Raw genomic sequence first — 19,566 nt, forward strand, 5'->3', positions numbered from 1 at the left:
ATTATGTCAAATTTCTCAGAACAAGTTCATATAACGATTGACGAATTTACGCAAACCGTTGTGTACTACGATTTAGAGTTATCTCAAATAATGATGGATCATCATTATTTTTCGTTTGTATGGCAGTATACAGGAAAAGCAGTTATTAAACCAGCAGACCAGGCAGCAGCCGTTCGTAAATATGAAGGAAGGGAAGTTATTTTTACTTTTAAAAGCCTAAACGGCGGCATTAAATTAATGTCTAAAGGAATCATCACCAAACTTAAATCGGTTGATGTAAACGGAAGTCCGGTTGGTTTACATGTAAAAGGAATAAGTCACACGGTTTTACTCGATGACATGAAAAAATCCAGAACTTTTCTGGACCGCAACCTACAGGAAATAGCACTGAATATTTTTGCCGAAGAAACTGCCGGAGAATTTTATCAAAGAGATGCCATTGAACCTACTTACATCAAAATTTTCGATTACAAACCGCAATACAACGAAACCAGTTTTGATTTCTTAAAACGTCTTTCTGCCCGTTACGGACAATGGTTTTATTTTGACGGAATGCGCATACAATTGGGACAAACCAAAACCAGTAAAGTAAAACTAATCAACGGGGCTTCACTTCATGAATTTGGTATTGAAACCAATTTAGTTTCCCATAAAACCTCTTTTGGAGGCTATGATTATAATACTGCCAGCAATATTACAGCCTCAGAAGCCAAAACCAATACAGGAAGCGTTGATAGTTTCTCAAGGATTATTTTAGACAGGCAAGCCTCGGTTTCTCAACCCAATCTAAATATTGGCGCCTATACCAATCAGGCGCAAAATGCAACAGAAATTGCAGAATTGTCCAAACTGCAAACCGCAAGTCGAGATGCCAATAGTGTTTTTTATACCGGAATATCTTATTTGCCTATTGGCGTGGGGCAGGTTTTTACCATTCAGGATCAAACCGTAGAACATGAACTTCTTGCTATTGAAGTGATTCACCACTCGCAAGTTCACGGAAATTACAAATGTGAATTCAAAGCCATTCCTGCTGATGTTGCCGCACCGCATTATACCAATGTAAATGCATTTGCCATTGCACAAAGCCAGTCTGCCAAAGTATTTGACAACAATGACCCCGAAGGATTAGGACGCATAAAAGTCGATTTTTATTGGGGAGCCGGAAGCACAAAAAGTGAATGGATGCGCGTAGCGCAACAATATTCAGGAGACGCAAGAGGAATTTACTGGACGCCTGAAATTGGCGATGAAGTATTGGTTGATTTTGAAGGCAGTAATATCGATTGCCCGTATGTTTTAGCATCGCATTATAACGGAAAAGCCAAACCTGAATTTTTTGATTCTAAAAACATGATTAAAGGATGGAAACTGAAATTTGGTCAATTGTTCAAGTTCGTTGAGAAAGTAGGAATTTGGCTTTCTGACCCGAGTGGGAATGAAATTCATTTGGATGAAGAGAATAAAAATATAAATGCCACTACTCCCGAAACTTTTACAGTACGTGCAAAGAATATCGTTTTTGAAGCAACGGAAAGTATAACTTTTAAAGCAGGAACTAACATCATACAAGAGGCTGAAAATGATATAAACATTACTGCTGCTGGCAGACTACTTGAAAACGGCGATGAAAAAATAGAAATTATTGATGAAAAAATCACGATAAACGCTGCAGAACATATTGAGACAGCAGAGAAAATAAACATGAATGCTACAAATGGAGACATGACATTCAAAGCTTCAAAAACGATTCACGCCAACAGCGGAGAGAAAAGCAATTTTAATTAATTAGATATGGCAATAATTAAACGAGCAAGAAACAGCATCCTTAAAATAAACACAAGGCATGTTATAATAGCAGGTGAAATAGAAAAAACAGCAGAAACCATAAAATTGGTTGCTACTTATGGAAATATAGAATTATACAGTACAAATAAAATTATAAAAAATGGGAACATCAATTAGTCTTGGGGATTACGAGCCAGAAAAAATACCAGAACCTTGGGAAGAATATCAATATAGAGATTTGTCAAGAGCATATTATACGCAAAGTATTTCAATAAGAATCAATGGATTATTTCATTGTATAACAGCTTTAACGTCTTTAGAATTGAATAAATGTTATACTGATCCAGTAGAAAAAGGAGAATATTTATCTACAACTGCAAGAAATTGTTATTTAAGTGCTTTAACTATTTATATGGACAATAAAGGCAGAATAATTAAAGGAGAAAAAGTGCTTACACAATTTAAACTGAAATCTAATAATGGAGAGCATATTTTAGATTCATCATTTAAGGTAAGAAAGCAAATGGAGTTATGTGTTGATAAAAAGGAACTTCATAATCATGTAATAAAAAACAAGCAGATTACTTTTAGAAATGGAAAAATATATTCTTTAAAAAAATTTCATGAATATATTATACAAGCCTCTATTTGTAATCGTCGTACTGATGTAAATTATACCAATCTAAAAGTTACAGGAAATCGAGATGAGCTAAATAAAAAGCTAAGTCTTTTGGGAATAGCCGAGTCTTCTGTTGGTTTTGTATCAGGAAAAGCGCCGGTAATTGCTGAAACGGCAATGAAAATTTTAGGTTTGGCGTTAAGTACAGAACCACAATTTAATCTTGCAGAATATACTTTTCCTATAAATGGACCAGTTTATCTTGATAATAAAACTGTGATTCAAAATTACAAAAGAGAAAATCATAATGGATATATATCTTCTCAAAAACTACAAGGCATCCCTCATGAAGAAAAGAGAGATATTCTAGAAGAATTGGAAGAAATTGGATTGAATATAAAATAATAATAATAATAATAATATGAAATTTTTACCAATACTATTTTTAGCTCTTGGAGCTATATCCTGTCACAACACAGATACAATTAATCATTACCTAACTAAACCCATAAATCCACAAGTATTGGAAAGCAATGGTTTTTATAAGTATTCCTATTTAGTAATATTAGATGATCAAGATAAAGTTGATGATACTATCAGATGTAACGTAAAATATGATATGTATTCAAATGTAAAACCTGAAAAAAATGCAGAAGGTAAATTATATCCGACACAATTATGGAATTTCTTTCGTAAAGATTCAATTAAAAAAAAGAGAAACATAGATTATCTTAAAAATGATTTAAACAACAGAATTATAACATATGTTTTTATAAATAATACTCTATCATATAAAAGCATTATTATAAAATCCCTTGATAAAACAACAAAAAGAATAGCTGATTTAACTACAAAAGAGAAAATCATAAAATACTATGACAGTTTAAAAATTTCTATAAAGCCATTTTTTGAAAAAAATATTAGTACAGAAAAATATACGACTTTATTTATGATTGATAATTATAGAACAATAATTTATTATAACGATAAAGATAGTTCTTATGAAATGTTTACAAATTATAAGAATAATTATAATTACAATATTTTAGAAGATTGGTATGGTGGAAGAACAACTTATGGTAATCCAGTTAAGTAAGATTTGTTAATTTAAAGTATATATTTTTTCCCCACTCTGGCGCGATTGCCTCAGTCGTGAATATAAATAATGATAACAATAAAGTAAATCTATTAATAGTTTATCAAAAGATGTCTAAAGAAATATCGTAATTCTTAATTTAAATTGCGTTCACGAGTGAGACACTCGCATAAGCATGGGAAATAGAAAAAACAGCAGAAACGATAACGTTAATTGCTACTTATGGTAATATAGATTTATACAGTACAAATAAAATTATAAAAAATGGGAACATCAATTAGTCTGGGCAATTATGAGCCGGAAATAATTCCAGAGCCTTGGGAGGAATATCAATATAGAGATTTGTCAAGAGCATATTATACACAAAGTTTAAACATGACAATTGATTCTGATGGATTATTGCATTGTGTAACTGCATTAACTTCTTTAGAACTCAATAAATGTTTTACCGATTCAGAAAAGAATGATAATATAAATAAAACCCCAAGAAATTGTTATTTAAGTGCCTTAACCATTTATTTGGATAATAAAGGAGAAATAATAAAAGGAGAAAAAATAATGACCCAATTTAGACTCATTTACGATCAATCTAAAAATAGGCATATTTTGGATTCTTCATTTAAAATTAGAAAACAAAAAGAAGCGTGTATAGATGCCAAAGAGTTACACGATCATGTTATCAAAAACAAAACAGTAACCTTTAGAAACGGAAAAATTTATCTATTAAAAAAGTTTCACGAATATATTGCTCAGGCATCGCTTTGTAACCGACGTACCGATGTAAATTATACTAACTTAAAAGTTACAGCAAACCGTGATGAGTTAAATAATAAATTAAGTCTTTTAGGTATAGGAGAATCTTCTGTTGGTTTTGTATCAGGAAAAGCTCCTGTAATTGCTGATGCAGCAATGAAAATTTTGGGTATGGCATTAAGTGCTGAATCACAATTTAGTCTTGCAGAATATACGTATCCTATTGCTGGACCTGTTTATTTGGATAATAAAACAAGAATTCAAAAATATAAAAGAGAAAATACAAATGGCTATGTATCTCCTCAGAGAACAAAAGGTAAGCCTGAGCAAGAAAATAGAGATACATTAAAAGAATTAGAAGAATGTGGATTCGTACTAAAATAATATTTAAGATTAGAATTATAGGCGTTTTGCTGATTACATTTATATCTACAACATGTAGTAAAAAAGATACAATTAATCACTTTTTGACTAAGCCTATAACACAGGAAGAGTTAGAAAAGAATGGTTTTTATAAATATTCATATACTGTAATATTAGATGATGAAGATAAAGTTGATGATACTATACGTTGTTTAATTAAATACGACATGTACTCCAATGTAAAACCAGAAAAAATGGAAAATGGAAAAATATGTCCAACTCAATTATGGAATTTTTATAGTGAAGATTCAATTAAAAAAAGAAAAAATACTGACTACCTTAAAAATGAATTGAATAATAGAATTATAACTTATCTTTTTAGGAATGATTCTTTGTTTTACAAAGATATATCTATAGAGTTTTTTGATAAAACTCAGAATAAAATGCCTGATCTAACAAGTAGAAAAAAAATTATTAATTATTATAACGGAATCAAAGTTTCTATAGAACCATTAATAAAAGATGCTAAGGAAGGAGAAAAATATGCTACACAATTTCTAATTGATAATTACAAGACTAGATTTTTTTACTCTGACACAAAAAGTGATTATGAAATTTTCACAAATTACTTAATGAGTTCTACTTCTTATCCTATAAAAGAAGATTGGTACTCAGGTTACATATATGAAGTATATTATTTTGACTAAATGAAAAAATTAAAAATATTATTATTGGTTTTATCTTTTTCCCACTGCTGGCGCGAGCGTCTCGTTCATGAACACAAAGAGTGTAACTTGTAATACAATAAATCTCGTAACACTTTTTCGAAAAAATATTACGAGAGCTGATATCCATATTGTTGATTTTGATTGCGTTCACGAGCGAGACGCTCGTGCTAGCTTTTAGAATTGCAAAATAAATTAATTGTTCTAAAATAAAATTTCTCTTACCAATTTGTAAGAAAAAAATAAATACATTTGAGAAGAATAAATGAAACAAACTTTCTTGATTATATCCAATTTTGGGTAAATTGATGAAGGTTTTTTTATATCTAAAAAGTTGTGCGACAACATAGAAAAACACTTTAAAGGATGAAAATAAAGGCAATACATTTAACTTTTTTATTATTACTTACTACTTTAACAATATTTGGACAACCCAAAATTATTGGAGAATGGTACACACCAGTTAGAAATAAATTTTTAAAAATAATTATTAAAAACGATTCTATAATTTTAACAAAGCAGAAATTCGATTTAAGTGAAAAATCAAATTATCCATACGAAGGATTGTTTAAAATTGAAACAAAATTATTTGATAACAATACTTTTTCATACGTTGTTTCTGAAACAAAATTTGTTGACAAAAGTGATTTGCATGGAGATAAATCAGAAGTTACCGGAAAACAAATTTCATATAAGATATTAACTTTTAAATCTGATTCAATAAATAAAAAATTAGCGATGGCAATTTATTCGCTTGACTCTAATTTTACCAGTAAGGATATAGCGGAACAGTTTTTAAATGAAGTGCAAACTAATTTTATTGGAATTGGTCTCTACGATAATTTAGGTGTAGAAATGGAGACAAAGAAAAAGAATATAAATTTAATGCAGTTGAATGATGTTAAAAAATATCTTCAAGAGATAATTCTCTTTGATAATGCAAATAGGGATAAAATTCAAAAAAAATATAAATTAAATTATGTTTACAAGGAATCAATAATTAGAGAAATATTATCAAAAATTGGATATAATTCATTTTATAATGGAAGAGATTTAGAAGTAATTTTCGAAAAATATTCAACAGATTCAGAAATCAAAAAACTACTAAATCAGATTTCGAAGTCAAACGAATAAAATGATGATCGCACTCGCTCTCGTAAGTGCGTCATTCGTTAACAAATTGCTGTTTCTAATCCCGATCTCCGAAGAGTTCATCCGCAAACACTGTACGTATGTTTCCGAATTCACACCTGCGAGTGGTAAAATCAAATTCTAAAAAGCTTTCTTAAAAAGAAATAAATATAAAAATCCTTTACAAACTCACTCAAAAAAAGAAAATATAATTATGATAAAAATCTTTAAATGGCTTCTTTATATTGGGTTAATTTTGCCGTTACTATATTCGATTTTGGATGTAATTTATAAAGTTAATTTGCCTATTATAGAAGTATATTACATTGGTAAAACTACACGCAAAATTTTTTCGGTTTTTTTTATTTTATTCATCTTACTGAGTGTTTACATGTTCAAAACACAAAAGAAATTTATTTATATATTTTTTACAGTTTATAATTTATTCTTTTTGATCGTAATGAATTATTGCTGGACTTCAATATAAATCGGTTAATCTTTTAAAACAGAAAAACAATAAATTAATCATCCTACATCAAAGTAAAAATGAAGCAAATATTTATCAATTTACCTGTTGAAAACATAGAAAATTCTATGAACTTCTATCTTCAATTGGGTTTCACAAACAAACCTTTATTTTCAGATGATCATCAAAAATGTATGATTTGGAGCGAAGAAATATCTGTAATGCCTATGTCACATGAAAAATTTGCAGGTTACAGCAAAAAAGCCATTCCTGATACAAAAACTGTAATGGGTGCATATTATACACTTCATGTTGAAAGCGTTGACAGAATTAACGAAATTATTGATCTTGGCTTAAAAGCAGGCGGAAAAGAACCAATTGAAATGATTGATGAAGGATTTATGCAATTGAGAAGAATTGAAGATCTTGATGGACATACATGGGATTTTATTTTTATGGATCTTAGTAAATTTCAAAAAGAATAGAAACCTAAATACATAAAAAAACTCATGAGCGAAAACATTTTATTACTTCTTCGAATAATAACGGTAGACTTTTTTACAGCATTTGGTTTGTATTCATTTTTATATCTAGTTGTTTCTATTTTTATAAAGAAACCAATTCTGTACAAAATAGATGAAGAAGCAGTTAAATTTATTTCTTTGGCTGGCGTAATTTATTTTGCTGTCTGGATAATTGGAATTTTTGTTTTTTATGCAGAAAGTAATCCCGAAGAAAAAAGCGATTTGATCAACAGAATGTTTGGAAAATACTGGATTGGAATTTGGTTACAGCCAATTCTATGGTTTGCCGTTACACAATTATTGCGGTTTAAAAAAGTTAGCAAAAATGCTTTGTTGAGAATAATATTTAGCTTTGTACTTATTGTTTCAATAGAACGATTTATAATATTTATTACTATTTTCCATCGTGATTACTTGCCAAGCTCATGGACAATGTATCACGATTTAGATATTTATCCCTCTAATTTTTTTCTTGCATTATTGATTAAAATTATGGTGTTTTTGCTTTTTGTTGGAATATATTATTTGATAAAAAGTAAATTAATAGTCGTAATCAAAAGTAAAATAGCTGAAAATTCAAAATAAATAATCATTAGAAAACCTCGATTTTATCAAAATCGAGGTTTCTTTTTTATTATCAATTAAAAAACTCTATTCTACATCCAAATAAGGATTTAAAGTTTCGGCTAATTCGTTCAGCCAAAAAAAGCTGTTTCTTAAGTTTGTTACTTCGTTTTGAAGCATTTCATCTTCGCTCATAATGCCTAAAGTCAGCACATAATTTATGTGTCTAATTGCTTTAGCCATACTTTTGGGATCTATGGTGTCGTTGAAAAAATGCAGTAGCCTTGTTTCGGCTTCTTTTGAAAGGGTGTTTGTACTCATATCTTACATTTTAGTGATATTAAACCCATGTTCGTAAAGATGTTCGTCATTAAAAGTAATATTTGTTACTTTCAATACTATCATCATACCACAAGGGCAAATTCTATTTTGTTTTAATGTGAAGATTTAAGAACAGCGAATTTATTAAAACTATTCAATATTAACAAGCTTTTACTTATGTATAATTGTAATTTTTTAAATCTCATTCCGAATCTGCAGCTATAATTATTACTCTTTTTAAAAATGCCTTATTTTGACACAATAAAAACTTTTAGTGGCAAAACAATTAAAATTGGCAGTCTTATATTTACGTACTAACCTCAAATTTTAAATATTTTTATTATGCTAACCACTCAAAAAATCAACGAGTTACTATCTAAAAATTATGCTTCAAATATTACAATTCTAGGCAATTATCTAAGTTGCAAATACACTTCAATTCTCGACAATAATAACGGAACTATATTTATTGCATCTGATAATCTTTTATTTTGCTTTAAAGATCAAAACGAAAATCATTGGTTGACCATTCTAAAATCGTTTCACTTAATTGAAAACGAACATAATTTGGAGTTTGATCATTTTTATGCTCCAAACGACGATATTAAGTATAGTCTAACAACGAAAGAAGAAGTCGTTGCAATGGCAGTTGATTATTTTGAACAATATACTTTTTGAATATGAATTGCAATATAAAGTTATACAGTGCTTTAGTTCTGGTATTTCAGTCTGGATAGAAGTTATTGGCACTTTCAACACTCAGGTTATATTAAAGTTGCCAACTGAATTAAATAAACTACCTTTATAAGAAACACTATGAACAAAGGCGGACCTATTATTATAATTGAAGATGATTTAGATGATCAGGATATTTTGAGTGAAGTTTTTAAAGAACTGAATTATAAAAATGAGGTCATCTTTTTTGACGATGGCGAAAAAGCATTAAGCTATCTAACATCAACAGAAATTGAGCCTTTTATCATTTTCTCTGACATAAATATGCCAAAACTAAGCGGTATAGAACTACGGGAAAAAATTCATCAAAATGAAGATTTAAGACTTAAATCAATTCCGTATTTGTTCTTTTCTACAAGTGCAGAACAAAGGCACGTTATAGATGCGTATTCAAAATCTATTCAGGGCTTTTTCGTGAAACCATCAAGTTATGCCGAAATAAAAGAAACAATTAAAACAATTGTAAGTTATTGGGAAGCATGTGTATCTCCAAACTATGTAAAATAGAATTTAAAGTTACAATTATTTCAAATCTTTCTTAATCACCAAATACTTCAAAGTAGTATCACCAACATTACTAATTCCGTGTTCAACATTTGACGGGCAATAAAAACTGGTATTTGGTCCTGCAACGGCAGTTTTTCCGTCAAGATAAAATTGAGCTGTTCCTTCGAGAATATAGAAAAACTCTTCTTCAACGTGATGATGCGGCGCATGTGTTGATTTTCCAGGTTCTACAATACTCATTTTGAGCGTATTTTCCTGAGTAAAATCTTTATTGGCAAACCAATATTGATAACCTACTTTGGTTTTTGTCGCTTTCTCTAACTCAAAGTGATTGACACAATTTTCGATGGTATATTTTTTATCGGTTGCGTTTGTCTCTTTTTTTACTTCTTGAGAAAAAGCAAATTGCTGAAAGAATAAAATAGCAATTACAGTTCTTATAAGGGTTGTTGTTTTCATTTTTTTTATTGTAATGTTACGAAAAAATGGAGGCTGTTGAATATTATATTTTAAAAGTGAGCTAAGAAAGTTGTATTTCTTTGACAAACTTAAATCATAATTTGTTTTTAAAAATCTTTCAATAAAGGATACACTTTTTTAAACTTTTTAAAAGAAACGTCATAAACACTTTTGTTTGCTACATTCGGAAAATAGGTTTTTCCGATTTTGTTTTCGCTTATTATCTCTTCGCCCTGAGATTTTAACCCTATCAGGACAGCGCCCCAGGAAGATCCTTCGATTGTTTGTGAGGTTTCAACCTGCATCTGAAAAATATCTGCTGTCATTTGTAGCCAAAGTTCACTTTTCCCAAATCCACCACTGGCCATTACTTTGATTTGTTTTCTTTTTTCAGGATCAGGAAGCAAAATTTTAGTGATTTGAAACAATCCAAATAAAATTCCTTCTAAAGTTGCGCGTACCAAATGTGCCTGCGTGTGTGTTATGTGCATGCCTAAAAGCGCTCCTTGTGCTGAGGCATCCCAAATAGGCGCTCTTTCTCCAAGTAAATAAGGTACAAAAAGCAAACCTTCAGAACCCGCAGGAATTTTTTCGGCTTCTTCAAAAAGAACTTCAAAAGACTGATCTGTTTTTAACAAAGCGTCACGGAGCCACTGCAAAATGATTGCGCCATTGTTTACAGCTCCTAACGTAAGATATTGGTCATTCATCAAATGGTAACATTGCGTACGCATTTGTTCGTCGAGATAAGGTTTATCAATAGGCAATCGTACTGCGCCGCTCGTACCAATTGTTAAGGCAATACAGCCTTTGTTCATGGCGCCTGTTCCGAGATTGGCTAAAGCGCCATCGCCACCACCAATTACATACAGAAAATCATCTGAAATTCCTTTGCATTGATGCGTGACCTCACAAATTGCTGATAATTGATGCCGTTTTATATTTAAGAAATCTAAAATTTCTGCATCCCATTGTAACGTATGAATGTTTAATAATCCGGTTCCCGAAGCCATTGAAGTATCTGTATAATATTCATTGGTAAGATGATGCCATACATATTCTTTGATACTGATGAATTTAAAAGTTCGGGAAAAAATTTCAGGATCAAATTCTTTGAACCATGCAATTTTGGCCATCGGAGAAAAAGGATGAATCGGAATTCCTGTTTTTTGATAAAAATTTTTCTCTTTATCAGAATTTTTAATCTTTTCGACAATTACAGCAGCTCTGTTGTCTGCCCATAAAATAGCGTCTGTTAATGGTTTCCCGGTTTCATCAATTGCGATAATACTTTGCATAGCCGAACTAAAACTAATAAACTGAGGCTTAATATCTTTTGTGATTTCGGTAATGCACTCTTTTACGGTTAGCAGAATCTCATGCGGGTTTTGAACACTCCACTCCGGTTTGGGATGATACATTTCATACGCCATAGAAATTTGACGGATCACATTTCCCTGCTTGTCAAAACAGACTGCTTTTGTGGCCGTGGTTCCAATGTCAATTCCTATATACAATGATTCCATTTCTTTTATTTGATCCATAAGTTTAAAACCAATACGCCAATTAATCCCATTACTCCAATAATTGTTTCCATAATTGTCCAGGTTTTAAAAGTATCTGAAACACTTATGCCAAAATATTCTTTAAACATCCAAAATCCGGTATCGTTTACATGAGAACACATTAAACTTCCGGCACCTATAGAAAGAACCATCAATTCCGGACTTACACCAGAGGCAATTACCAGCGGTTGTACAATACCTGCTGCAGTTAATCCGGCAACGGTAGCAGATCCTAATGCAATCCTAATTATTGTAGCAATGAGCCAGCCTAACAATAATGGAGAAAGCGATGAACTTTCGAAAAACGCACTCAAATCTGTTCCTATTCCGCTATCTATTAATACTTGTTTAAAAGCTCCTCCAGCGCCAATGATTAGAATGATCATCGTAGCAGAACTTAAAGCATTACCCGACTTATCCATGATATCCTGCATTTTGCGGCCACGAAAAATTCCTAATGTAAGTAGTGCAAAAAGTATTGCGATTAACATTGACGTGGTTGGATTTCCGATAAAAAGCAATACTGAACGCAAAGTGTTTGTTTCAGGCAATAGTAATTCACTAAATGTGGCAGCTGCCATTAAAAATACCGGAACTAATGCAGTCAGAATACTAATTGCAAAAGAAGGCATTTCGGCTTCTGTGAAAGTTTTACTGTCAAATAATCCTTTTGGAGGAAATGCTTTTATTTTTTTTATAAATTCAGGAAAAACAATGCCGGCAACAAAAAGTGCAGGAAGTGCAACCAAAATCCCATAGAGTAACGTTTTACCAATATCTGCTTTAAAAATCACTGCAATTGCTGTTGGCCCGGGATGCGGAGGCAAAAAACCATGCGTGATAGAAAGTGCTGAAGCCATTGCAATGCCCAAATAAATGATGGGTTGTCTGGTACTTTTGGCTACAGCAAAAATCATCGGAATCAAAATGATAAACCCTGCATTATAGAACATCGAAATTCCAACAGAGAAACCGGTAATAACCATTGCCCATTTAATATGCCTGATGCCAAATGACCGAATCATGACTGAACTTATACGCTGGGCAGCGCCGCTGTCTGAAAGCAAATTTCCTAATATAACTCCAAATGCAATAATCAAAATTAAAGAGCCTAACGTACTTCCTATTCCTTGCTGAATGGAATTAATTAAATCCGGAAAATTCATTTGCTTGGAAATTCCAACAAAAAAAGCGGCAATAATTAAGGAAATAAACGCATTGAGCTTAACAGCAGAAATAAGAATCAATAATAAAAGAATACCGGCAATCAGAATCAGTAGGGACATGAAATTTGAATATTAAGGATTAATAAGTATTCCAAACGAACTTTATAAAATCTTCCTGATGAAAGATTTTATTATTCATTTTTTTCTACAGCATGTCCTCCAAACTCGTTTCGAAGTGCGGCCACCACTTTTCCTGAAAATGTATCTGACATTTGAGAGCGATAACGCATCATTATTGAAAGGGCAATTACGGGAGTTGGAACACCTAAATCTAAAGCTGTTTCCAATGTCCATTTTCCTTCTCCTGAAGAATGCATAATACCTTTTATACCGTCTAGTTTTGCATCTTTTGAAAAAGCACTTTCCGTAAGTTCCATTAACCAGCTTCGCACCACAGAACCATGGTTGAATAGTTTTGCAGTTTTTTGAAAATCAATATCAAATTCTGAATGCTCAAAAACTTCAAAGCCTTCTGCAATAGACTGCATCATACCATATTCGATACCGTTGTGTACCATTTTAGTAAAATGACCACTTCCCGCTTCACCGGTATATAAAGATCCGTTTTCAACAGAAATATCCTTAAAAACTTCAGCCACATACTCAAAAACATCAGCATCTCCGCCTATCATGGTACAGGCACCGTTTAAAGCTCCTGAGGTTCCTCCTGAAGTTCCACAGTCTAAAAAATTAATTCCCTGCTCTTTAAGAAGTGCATATCGACGTTTCGAGTCTTTATAATTAGAGTTTCCTCCATCAATAATAATATCGTTTTTTGACAAATAAGGCAGTAAAGAAGTAATTACGGAATCTACTATTTCTCCCGCCGGAACCATTAACCAAATAACTTTTCGTTCCAGTAATTTTTCGCATAATTCTTTAACAGAAAGAGCGGTTTCAATTCCTTCATTACCAATTTTTGACACAAATTCAGTATTGACGTCCTGTGCCACAACCTGATAATTATTTCGTTTTAAATTTAATGCGAGATTAAATCCCATTTTCCCTAATCCGATTATTCCTATTTGCATTGTTTTTATTTTACAGTTTGCTTCGTAAAAATATTACTTTCTTTACTTTTAATTTCGTCATTTTGAATTTAATATTTTAAATAATAAAATTTGATTGAAAGCCGCTATAAAAAACATTAGAAATGAGTTTTCTTGTCTGCACTAGCCAAAACTAAGATGCTTTTATGATGGTGAAGAAGCCTTCAGGTATCTAAAATCTATACCTGGCAGGAAGAAAAAAGGCAATAAAAAATTAAAAAACAATCTTTCTATTATAAAAACATAAACCTAATTTCCTTATAAATAAAGGCTTCAGAAGCTTTTATAAGATACCTTATGGTACAATAAGAAAATATTATAATAGAATTATAGTATAATTAGAAAAACCGCCATACATTTGCCTAACAGTGTTAAACAATTTAATACTCATTAAAAATGGCAAGTAAAGATCGTATTTTAAGACAAAAAGAAGAGACAAGAAGTAACATTCTTGAGGCTGCTTATGCTATCGTCAAAGAAGAAGGATGGCAAGGTCTGAGTATGAGAAAGATTGCTGACAAGATTGAATACACTGCTCCTATTATCTACGAATATTTTTCTAATAAGGATGCTATTTTAAATGAACTAACCGGTAAAGGGTTTATTAAATTATCTAAAGAGCTTCAGGAAGCCAGAGGAAGATTTGAAAAACCGGAAGATCAACTGGAAGCTATGTGGATGGCTTATTGGGATTTTGCTTTTACAGATACTGAAATGTATCAGGTTATGTTTGGTGTGCAAATGAACTGTTGTTCGCAACAATGCTCTGCTGCAGAAGCGCCTTATAAATTATTTACTTCGGTGATTGCTGAAATTATGAAAAAGAGCAATCCGAGTGCTGAAGTAATTAAACAAAAGTATTTTACTTTCTTTTCTGTTATTCATGGTTTGATCGCTATTAATATCATCAACAGAAGTGAAATTATGGAAACCATAAACAATCAAATCTTAAAAGATGCGATTGGAGGAATCATAAAATCAATACAATAAAAAAAATTTCATAATTACTTAACAGTGATAAATGATTTAATAGAGTAATATAAAAGTACTTTTGCATATTACTTCCCAGCATAAATAAAGTAACATAGCACTTTTTTTTACTATTTTACTTAACAGTGATAAATAATTTAATACCGATTATAAATACTTAATTGGAAGGCATAATTATATGAATTTTTGCACCAATTTACTTAACAACGTTAGATAATTTAATAGAATTAAAATGAATACCACCAATACTATAAAAGAGAGAATGTTAAACAACGAGAATTTCCAACAAATTAAAACCAATAGAAAAATGAAAAATGTAATTATAACCAGCTTTATTCTGGCTCTGGTACTTGCTAGTTGTGCCGATAAATCGCAAGCTCCGGCTCCACCGCCACCTCCGGTTTTACCTGTTGCCGCTATCACAATTGAAAACACTACTACTGATAATGAATATCCTGCCTCTATACAAGGAACTGTTGACGTTGAAATTCGTCCGCAAGTAAGTGGAAACTTAGATCGCGTTTTAGTAGACGAAGGTGCTTATGTATCTAAAGGACAATCTTTATTCAAAATAAACGAAAGACCTTACCGTGAGCAATTAAACAATGCATTGGCTAGTCTTCACGCTTATGAAGCAGCTTTAATCAACGCTCAGTTAGAAGTTGATAAATTAACTCCTTTAGTTCAAAACAAAGTAGTTTCTGATTATCAGTTAAAAACTGCTAAAGCTTCTCAAAAAATTGCTGCTGCAAATATTGAACAAGCTAAAGCAATGGTAGCATCTGCAAAAATTAACTTAGGATATACAAATGTGACAGCTCCAGTAAGTGGTTACATTGGAAGATTACCTAAAAAACAAGGAAGTTTAGTTTCTGCATCTGATGTTGAGGCTTTAACAACACTTTCAGACGTTCATGAAGTTTTTGCTTATTTCTCTTTAGGAGAAACAGATTTCATCAACTTTAAATCACAATACGCAGGAAACTCACTTGGAGATAAAATAAAACACTTACCTCCGGTTTCTTTAATATTAGCTGATAACAATGCTTATCCTCAAACAGGAAAAATCGACATGGTAGATGGTCAATTTGATAAAACTACCGGTGCCATTACTTTAAGAGCGACTTTCCCTAACAAAAACGGAACATTACGTTCTGGAAACACAGGAAGAATCAGATTAGGAATTCAGCACGACGATGCGATTTTGGTTCCACAATCGGCTACAATAGAAATGCAGGATAAAATCTTCGTTTTTACTTTAAGCAAAGACAACAAGGTTAACAAAATGCCAATTACGGTTATTGGAAAAAGCGGAACAAACTATCTTATTAAAGATGGTGTAAAATCTGGCGATCAAATCGTATTAAGCGGTGTTGATAAACTTCAGGAAGGACAAGTAATTCAACCTGAAAAATCAGCTACAAAAGTTGCCGAAATAACTAACAAAAAATAATTTTTACGAAAATGTTCAAAATATTTATACAAAGACCCGTTTTAGCAACCGTTATTTCCATTTTATTGGTGATATTAGGTATACTTGGTCTTACGAAATTACCTTTACAACAGTTTCCTGATATTGCGCCGCCATCGGTTTTGGTAACGGCAGTTTATCCGGGAGCGAACGCAGAAACGGTTTTACGTTCTGTTGCGCCTTCACTTGAAGAGTCTATAAATGGTGTTGAAAACATGACTTACATGAGTTCAACAGCGAGTAATGATGGTACTTTAGCCATTACTGTTTTCTTTAAATTAGGAACTGATGCTGACCAGGCTGCAGTAAACGTGCAAAACAGAGTTGCACAAGCTACAAGCCAGTTGCCTGCAGAGGTTGTTCAGCAAGGTGTAACAACTGCGAAACAACAAAACAGTTTTATCATGGCGATTGGTATGTATACAGAAGATGAATCGAAATACGATCAGACTTTTGTTGCCAATTATGCTCAAATTAATATTATTCCTGAGATTAAACGTATTCCGGGAGTTGGTGCCGCCAGTATTTTTGGTGGTGTAAAAGATTACTCAATGAGAGTTTGGTTAAATCCAACTCAAATGTCTACTTACAATGTTACGCCAAACGAAGTTATGGCAGCTATTCAGGACAAAAGTTTAGAAGCTGCTCCGGGTAAATTTGGAGAAAGAAGTAAGGAAGTTTTTGAATATGTAATTAAATACAAAGGAAAGCTAACCAAACCAGAAGATTATCAAAATATTGCAATTCGTTCTAATGCCGACGGTTCTGTCCTTCGCTTAAGAGACGTTGCAAGAGTTGAACTTGGTGCTTATTCTTATAACAGTTTAACACGTTTAAATGGTAAAAAAGGAATCGTAATTGGAGTTATTCAATTAGCGGGTTCTAACTCAAATGATATTCAGGTTGCGATAAATAAATTGATGGTTAAAGCATCAAAAGATTTTCCTCCTGGCATTAAACACAATATTTTCTATAGCACAAAAGTATCTTTAGATCAATCAATCGATCAGGTAAAACATACTTTATTAGAAGCTTTTATATTAGTATTTATTGTGGTATTTATCTTCTTGCAAGATTTTAGATCAACATTAATTCCGGCCATTGCTGTACCTGTAGCAATTTTAGGAACGTTCTTCTTCATGCAATTATTCGGATTTTCGATCAACCTTTTAACGCTTTTCGCTTTAATTCTGGCGATTGGTATTGTGGTAGATGATGCAATTGTGGTTGTCGAAGCCGTGCACGCTAAAATGGAGCATAAACATTTGTCTCCAAAAATAGCGACACATGAAGCAATGCACGAAATTACGGGTGCTATTATCTCGATTACGCTGGTAATGGCTGCTGTATTCCTGCCGGTCGGTTTTATGGAAGGCTCAACAGGAGTTTTCTATCGTCAGTTTGCTTTTACGATGGCAATTGCAATTGTAATTTCGGCCGTAAACGCTTTAACTTTAAGCCCTGCCCTAGCCGCTTTATTCTTAAAGGATAATCACGGTGAACACGAAGGAGATGCTCCATACGTGAAAAAAGGATTTAAAGAGAAATTCTTTAACGGATTCAACAAAAGTTTTGACTCATTAACAAACCGTTATGTTGGCGGATTAAAATTCTTAATTCGTAACAAATGGGTAAGTTTAGGCGGATTGGCTTTAATTACTTTCGCTACTGTTGTAATGGTTAAAACAACTCCATCAGGATTTATTCCAACAGAAGATCAAGGATTTATTGCAATTGCCGTAAATACGCCTTCAGGAACATCTTTAGACGGAACTCAAAAAGTAATGACTCAGGCAGAAAATACTTTAAGAGCTTTAAATTCATCACGATTTGTAACAGCGATTTCAGGTTTCAACTTGTTAACGAATTCTACAAGTCCATCATCAGCAGTTGTTTTCGTATTGCTTAAACCAAACGAAGAACGTGGCGATGTTAAAAATATCGATGAAATCATGAATGAAGTTCGTGGCAAATTAGGCGCGATTTCAGGAGGAAGTTTCTTCGTATTTAGTTTCCCAACCGTTCCTGGTTTCAGTAACGTTGAGGCTTTAGATTTGGTTCTTCAGGATAAAACCGGTGGTAAACTGGATAAGTTTAGTGGAATCTCTCAAAACTTTATCGGAGAATTGATGAAACGTCCTGAAATAGCAGTTGCTTTTACAAGTTTCAAGGCTGATTATCCTCAATTACAATTGGATATTAATGATGCAAAAGCAGATCAGTTAGGCGTAAAAGTCAAAGATATTCTGCAAACCATGCAAGCTTATTTTGGTAGCGCGCAGGCATCAGATTTCAATAGATTTGGTAAATATTACAGAGTTGTTGTTCAGGCTGATATTGCAGACAGAGCAGATCCATCAGCAATTGATCGTGTATTTGTAAAAAACAAAAATGGCGAAATGGTTCCGTTAAATACTTTGGTAAAACTAAGCCGTATTTATGGTTCTGAAACAGCATCAAGATATAATTTATTTAACTCAATTGGTATAAATGCAATTCCGAAACCTGGATTTAGTTCCGGAGATGCCATCAAAGCAATTGAAGAAGTAGCAGCACAACAATTACCTGCGGGCTACGGATTTGAATTCTCAGGACAAACCCGTGAAGAAATTTCTTCAGGAGGTCAATCGGCAACAATTTTCTTACTGTGTTTGATATTCGTCTATTTCTTACTTGCCGCACAGTATGAGAGTTACATCCTGCCTTTAGCAGTAATTCTATCAATCCCTGCAGGTATATTTGGAGTTTTCGTAGCCATTGGTTTAACTGGAATTGAAAATAACATTTATGTTCAGGTTGCACTGGTAATGCTTATTGGACTGCTCGCTAAAAATGCCATTTTGATTGTCGAATTTGCCGTTCAAAAACGAAAATCCGGTCAGGCATTAGTAAAAGCATCCATAGATGCAGCAAAATTACGTTTACGACCAATTATCATGACATCTCTTGCCTTTGTTGTGGGATTAATCCCGATGATGAGCGCAACAGGACCGTCAGCACAAGGTAACCACTCTATTAGTATTGGTGCCGCCGGAGGTATGATATCAGGAGTAATTCTTGGGTTGTTAATCATCCCGGTTTTATTCATCGTCTTCCAACATTTACAAGAAAAGGTTTCTGGAAAACCAGTAGCCGTAATTCATAACGAAGAAAAATAAAAATGGAAAATTATATAACGACAATACTGGTGACCATTATAACGGGCATCGTTTAC

The 19,566-nt window shown here is 32.5% G+C and carries 19 protein-coding genes; 14 read left to right on the forward strand and 5 right to left on the reverse strand.

Translation table 11 applies throughout. The features are described 5' to 3' along the window. The first annotated feature begins 3 nt into the window (after positions 1-3). The 9 genes from GKZ86_RS09000 to GKZ86_RS09040 all read left to right on the forward strand — a co-directional run bounded on the left by GKZ86_RS09000 (position 4) and on the right by GKZ86_RS09040 (position 8,050). The gene (locus GKZ86_RS09000) at positions 4-1,788 is read left to right on the forward strand and encodes a type VI secretion system Vgr family protein (RefSeq protein ID WP_154782781.1); all 1,785 of its coding nucleotides are present in this window, start codon (positions 4-6) and stop codon (positions 1,786-1,788) included. A gap of 6 nt (positions 1,789-1,794) precedes the next feature. Further along, positions 1,795-1,965 (forward strand): hypothetical protein, encoded by a 171-nt coding sequence (locus GKZ86_RS09005; protein ID WP_154782782.1) that lies wholly within the window; start codon positions 1,795-1,797, stop codon positions 1,963-1,965. Beyond that, the gene (locus GKZ86_RS09010; RefSeq protein WP_154782783.1) at positions 1,949-2,812 is read left to right on the forward strand and encodes a hypothetical protein; all 864 of its coding nucleotides are present in this window, start codon (positions 1,949-1,951) and stop codon (positions 2,810-2,812) included. Before GKZ86_RS09005 ends, GKZ86_RS09010 begins: the two co-directional genes overlap by 17 nt. Before the next feature lie 16 nt (positions 2,813-2,828). Further along, on the forward strand, positions 2,829-3,503 hold the full coding sequence (locus GKZ86_RS09015; RefSeq protein WP_154782784.1) for a hypothetical protein: 675 nt from the start codon (positions 2,829-2,831) through the stop codon (positions 3,501-3,503). A gap of 264 nt (positions 3,504-3,767) precedes the next feature. Then, entirely contained in the window at positions 3,768-4,640 is an 873-nt protein-coding gene (locus GKZ86_RS09020) for a hypothetical protein (RefSeq protein WP_154782785.1), read from the forward strand. Continuing rightward, positions 4,619-5,326: a hypothetical protein gene (locus GKZ86_RS09025; RefSeq protein ID WP_154782786.1), complete on the forward strand. Its 708-nt coding sequence runs from the start codon at positions 4,619-4,621 to the stop codon at positions 5,324-5,326. Before GKZ86_RS09020 ends, GKZ86_RS09025 begins: the two co-directional genes overlap by 22 nt. 384 nt (positions 5,327-5,710) lie before the next feature. After that, complete coding sequence (locus GKZ86_RS09030) at positions 5,711-6,478, forward strand: hypothetical protein (RefSeq protein WP_154782787.1); 768 nt, start codon at positions 5,711-5,713, stop codon at positions 6,476-6,478. A 543-nt stretch (positions 6,479-7,021) separates the two neighbouring features. Then, positions 7,022-7,426 (forward strand): VOC family protein, encoded by a 405-nt coding sequence (locus tag GKZ86_RS09035; RefSeq protein WP_154782788.1) that lies wholly within the window; start codon positions 7,022-7,024, stop codon positions 7,424-7,426. A 24-nt stretch (positions 7,427-7,450) separates the two neighbouring features. Beyond that, the gene (locus GKZ86_RS09040) at positions 7,451-8,050 is read left to right on the forward strand and encodes a hypothetical protein (RefSeq protein ID WP_154782789.1); all 600 of its coding nucleotides are present in this window, start codon (positions 7,451-7,453) and stop codon (positions 8,048-8,050) included. Between the two features lie 66 nt (positions 8,051-8,116). Here GKZ86_RS09040 and GKZ86_RS09045 read toward each other — a convergent pair whose 3' ends face one another. Next, entirely contained in the window at positions 8,117-8,350 is a 234-nt protein-coding gene (locus tag GKZ86_RS09045) for a hypothetical protein (RefSeq protein ID WP_154782790.1), read from the reverse strand. 342 nt (positions 8,351-8,692) lie between these two features. On the opposite strand from GKZ86_RS09045, the gene GKZ86_RS09050 reads away from it, so the two are divergent. Then, positions 8,693-9,028, forward strand: a complete 336-nt coding sequence (locus GKZ86_RS09050) for a hypothetical protein (RefSeq protein ID WP_154782791.1) — start codon at positions 8,693-8,695, stop codon at positions 9,026-9,028. Between the two features lie 138 nt (positions 9,029-9,166). After that, entirely contained in the window at positions 9,167-9,592 is a 426-nt protein-coding gene (locus tag GKZ86_RS09055) for a response regulator (protein WP_154782792.1), read from the forward strand. 15 nt (positions 9,593-9,607) lie between these two features. Here the strand turns inward: GKZ86_RS09055 and GKZ86_RS09060 are convergent, their stop codons facing one another. From GKZ86_RS09060 to gnd, 4 genes are all read right to left on the reverse strand, one after another. Then, positions 9,608-10,051 carry a cupin domain-containing protein gene (locus GKZ86_RS09060; protein WP_154782793.1) on the reverse strand — a complete coding sequence of 148 codons (444 nt, stop codon included), beginning with the start codon at positions 10,049-10,051 and terminating at the stop codon, positions 9,608-9,610. 107 nt (positions 10,052-10,158) lie between these two features. Beyond that, complete coding sequence (locus tag GKZ86_RS09065; RefSeq protein WP_154782794.1) at positions 10,159-11,595, reverse strand: gluconokinase; 1,437 nt, start codon at positions 11,593-11,595, stop codon at positions 10,159-10,161. Beyond that, positions 11,583-12,902, reverse strand: a complete 1,320-nt coding sequence (locus GKZ86_RS09070; RefSeq protein WP_154782795.1) for a gluconate:H+ symporter — start codon at positions 12,900-12,902, stop codon at positions 11,583-11,585. The genes GKZ86_RS09065 and GKZ86_RS09070 overlap by 13 nt, the downstream gene beginning before the upstream one ends. Positions 12,903-12,973: 71 nt before the next feature. Beyond that, complete coding sequence (gene gnd, locus GKZ86_RS09075) at positions 12,974-13,873, reverse strand: phosphogluconate dehydrogenase (NAD(+)-dependent, decarboxylating) (RefSeq protein WP_154782796.1); 900 nt, start codon at positions 13,871-13,873, stop codon at positions 12,974-12,976. Between the two features lie 414 nt (positions 13,874-14,287). Between gnd and GKZ86_RS09080 the strand changes: the two genes are divergently transcribed. The 3 genes from GKZ86_RS09080 to GKZ86_RS09090 all read left to right on the forward strand — a co-directional run bounded on the left by GKZ86_RS09080 (position 14,288) and on the right by GKZ86_RS09090 (position 19,510). Further along, entirely contained in the window at positions 14,288-14,881 is a 594-nt protein-coding gene (locus GKZ86_RS09080) for a TetR/AcrR family transcriptional regulator (protein WP_154782797.1), read from the forward strand. 307 nt (positions 14,882-15,188) lie between these two features. Then, a complete protein-coding gene (locus GKZ86_RS09085) occupies positions 15,189-16,334 on the forward strand; it encodes an efflux RND transporter periplasmic adaptor subunit (RefSeq protein WP_228526562.1) in 1,146 nt (381 codons plus the stop codon). 11 nt (positions 16,335-16,345) lie between these two features. Beyond that, positions 16,346-19,510 (forward strand): efflux RND transporter permease subunit, encoded by a 3,165-nt coding sequence (locus GKZ86_RS09090; RefSeq protein WP_154782799.1) that lies wholly within the window; start codon positions 16,346-16,348, stop codon positions 19,508-19,510. Positions 19,511-19,566 lie beyond the last annotated feature (56 nt).

It is taken from the genome of Flavobacterium sp. LC2016-13, assembly GCF_009707955.1.
In the GTDB taxonomy this organism is placed as follows: domain Bacteria; phylum Bacteroidota; class Bacteroidia; order Flavobacteriales; family Flavobacteriaceae; genus Flavobacterium.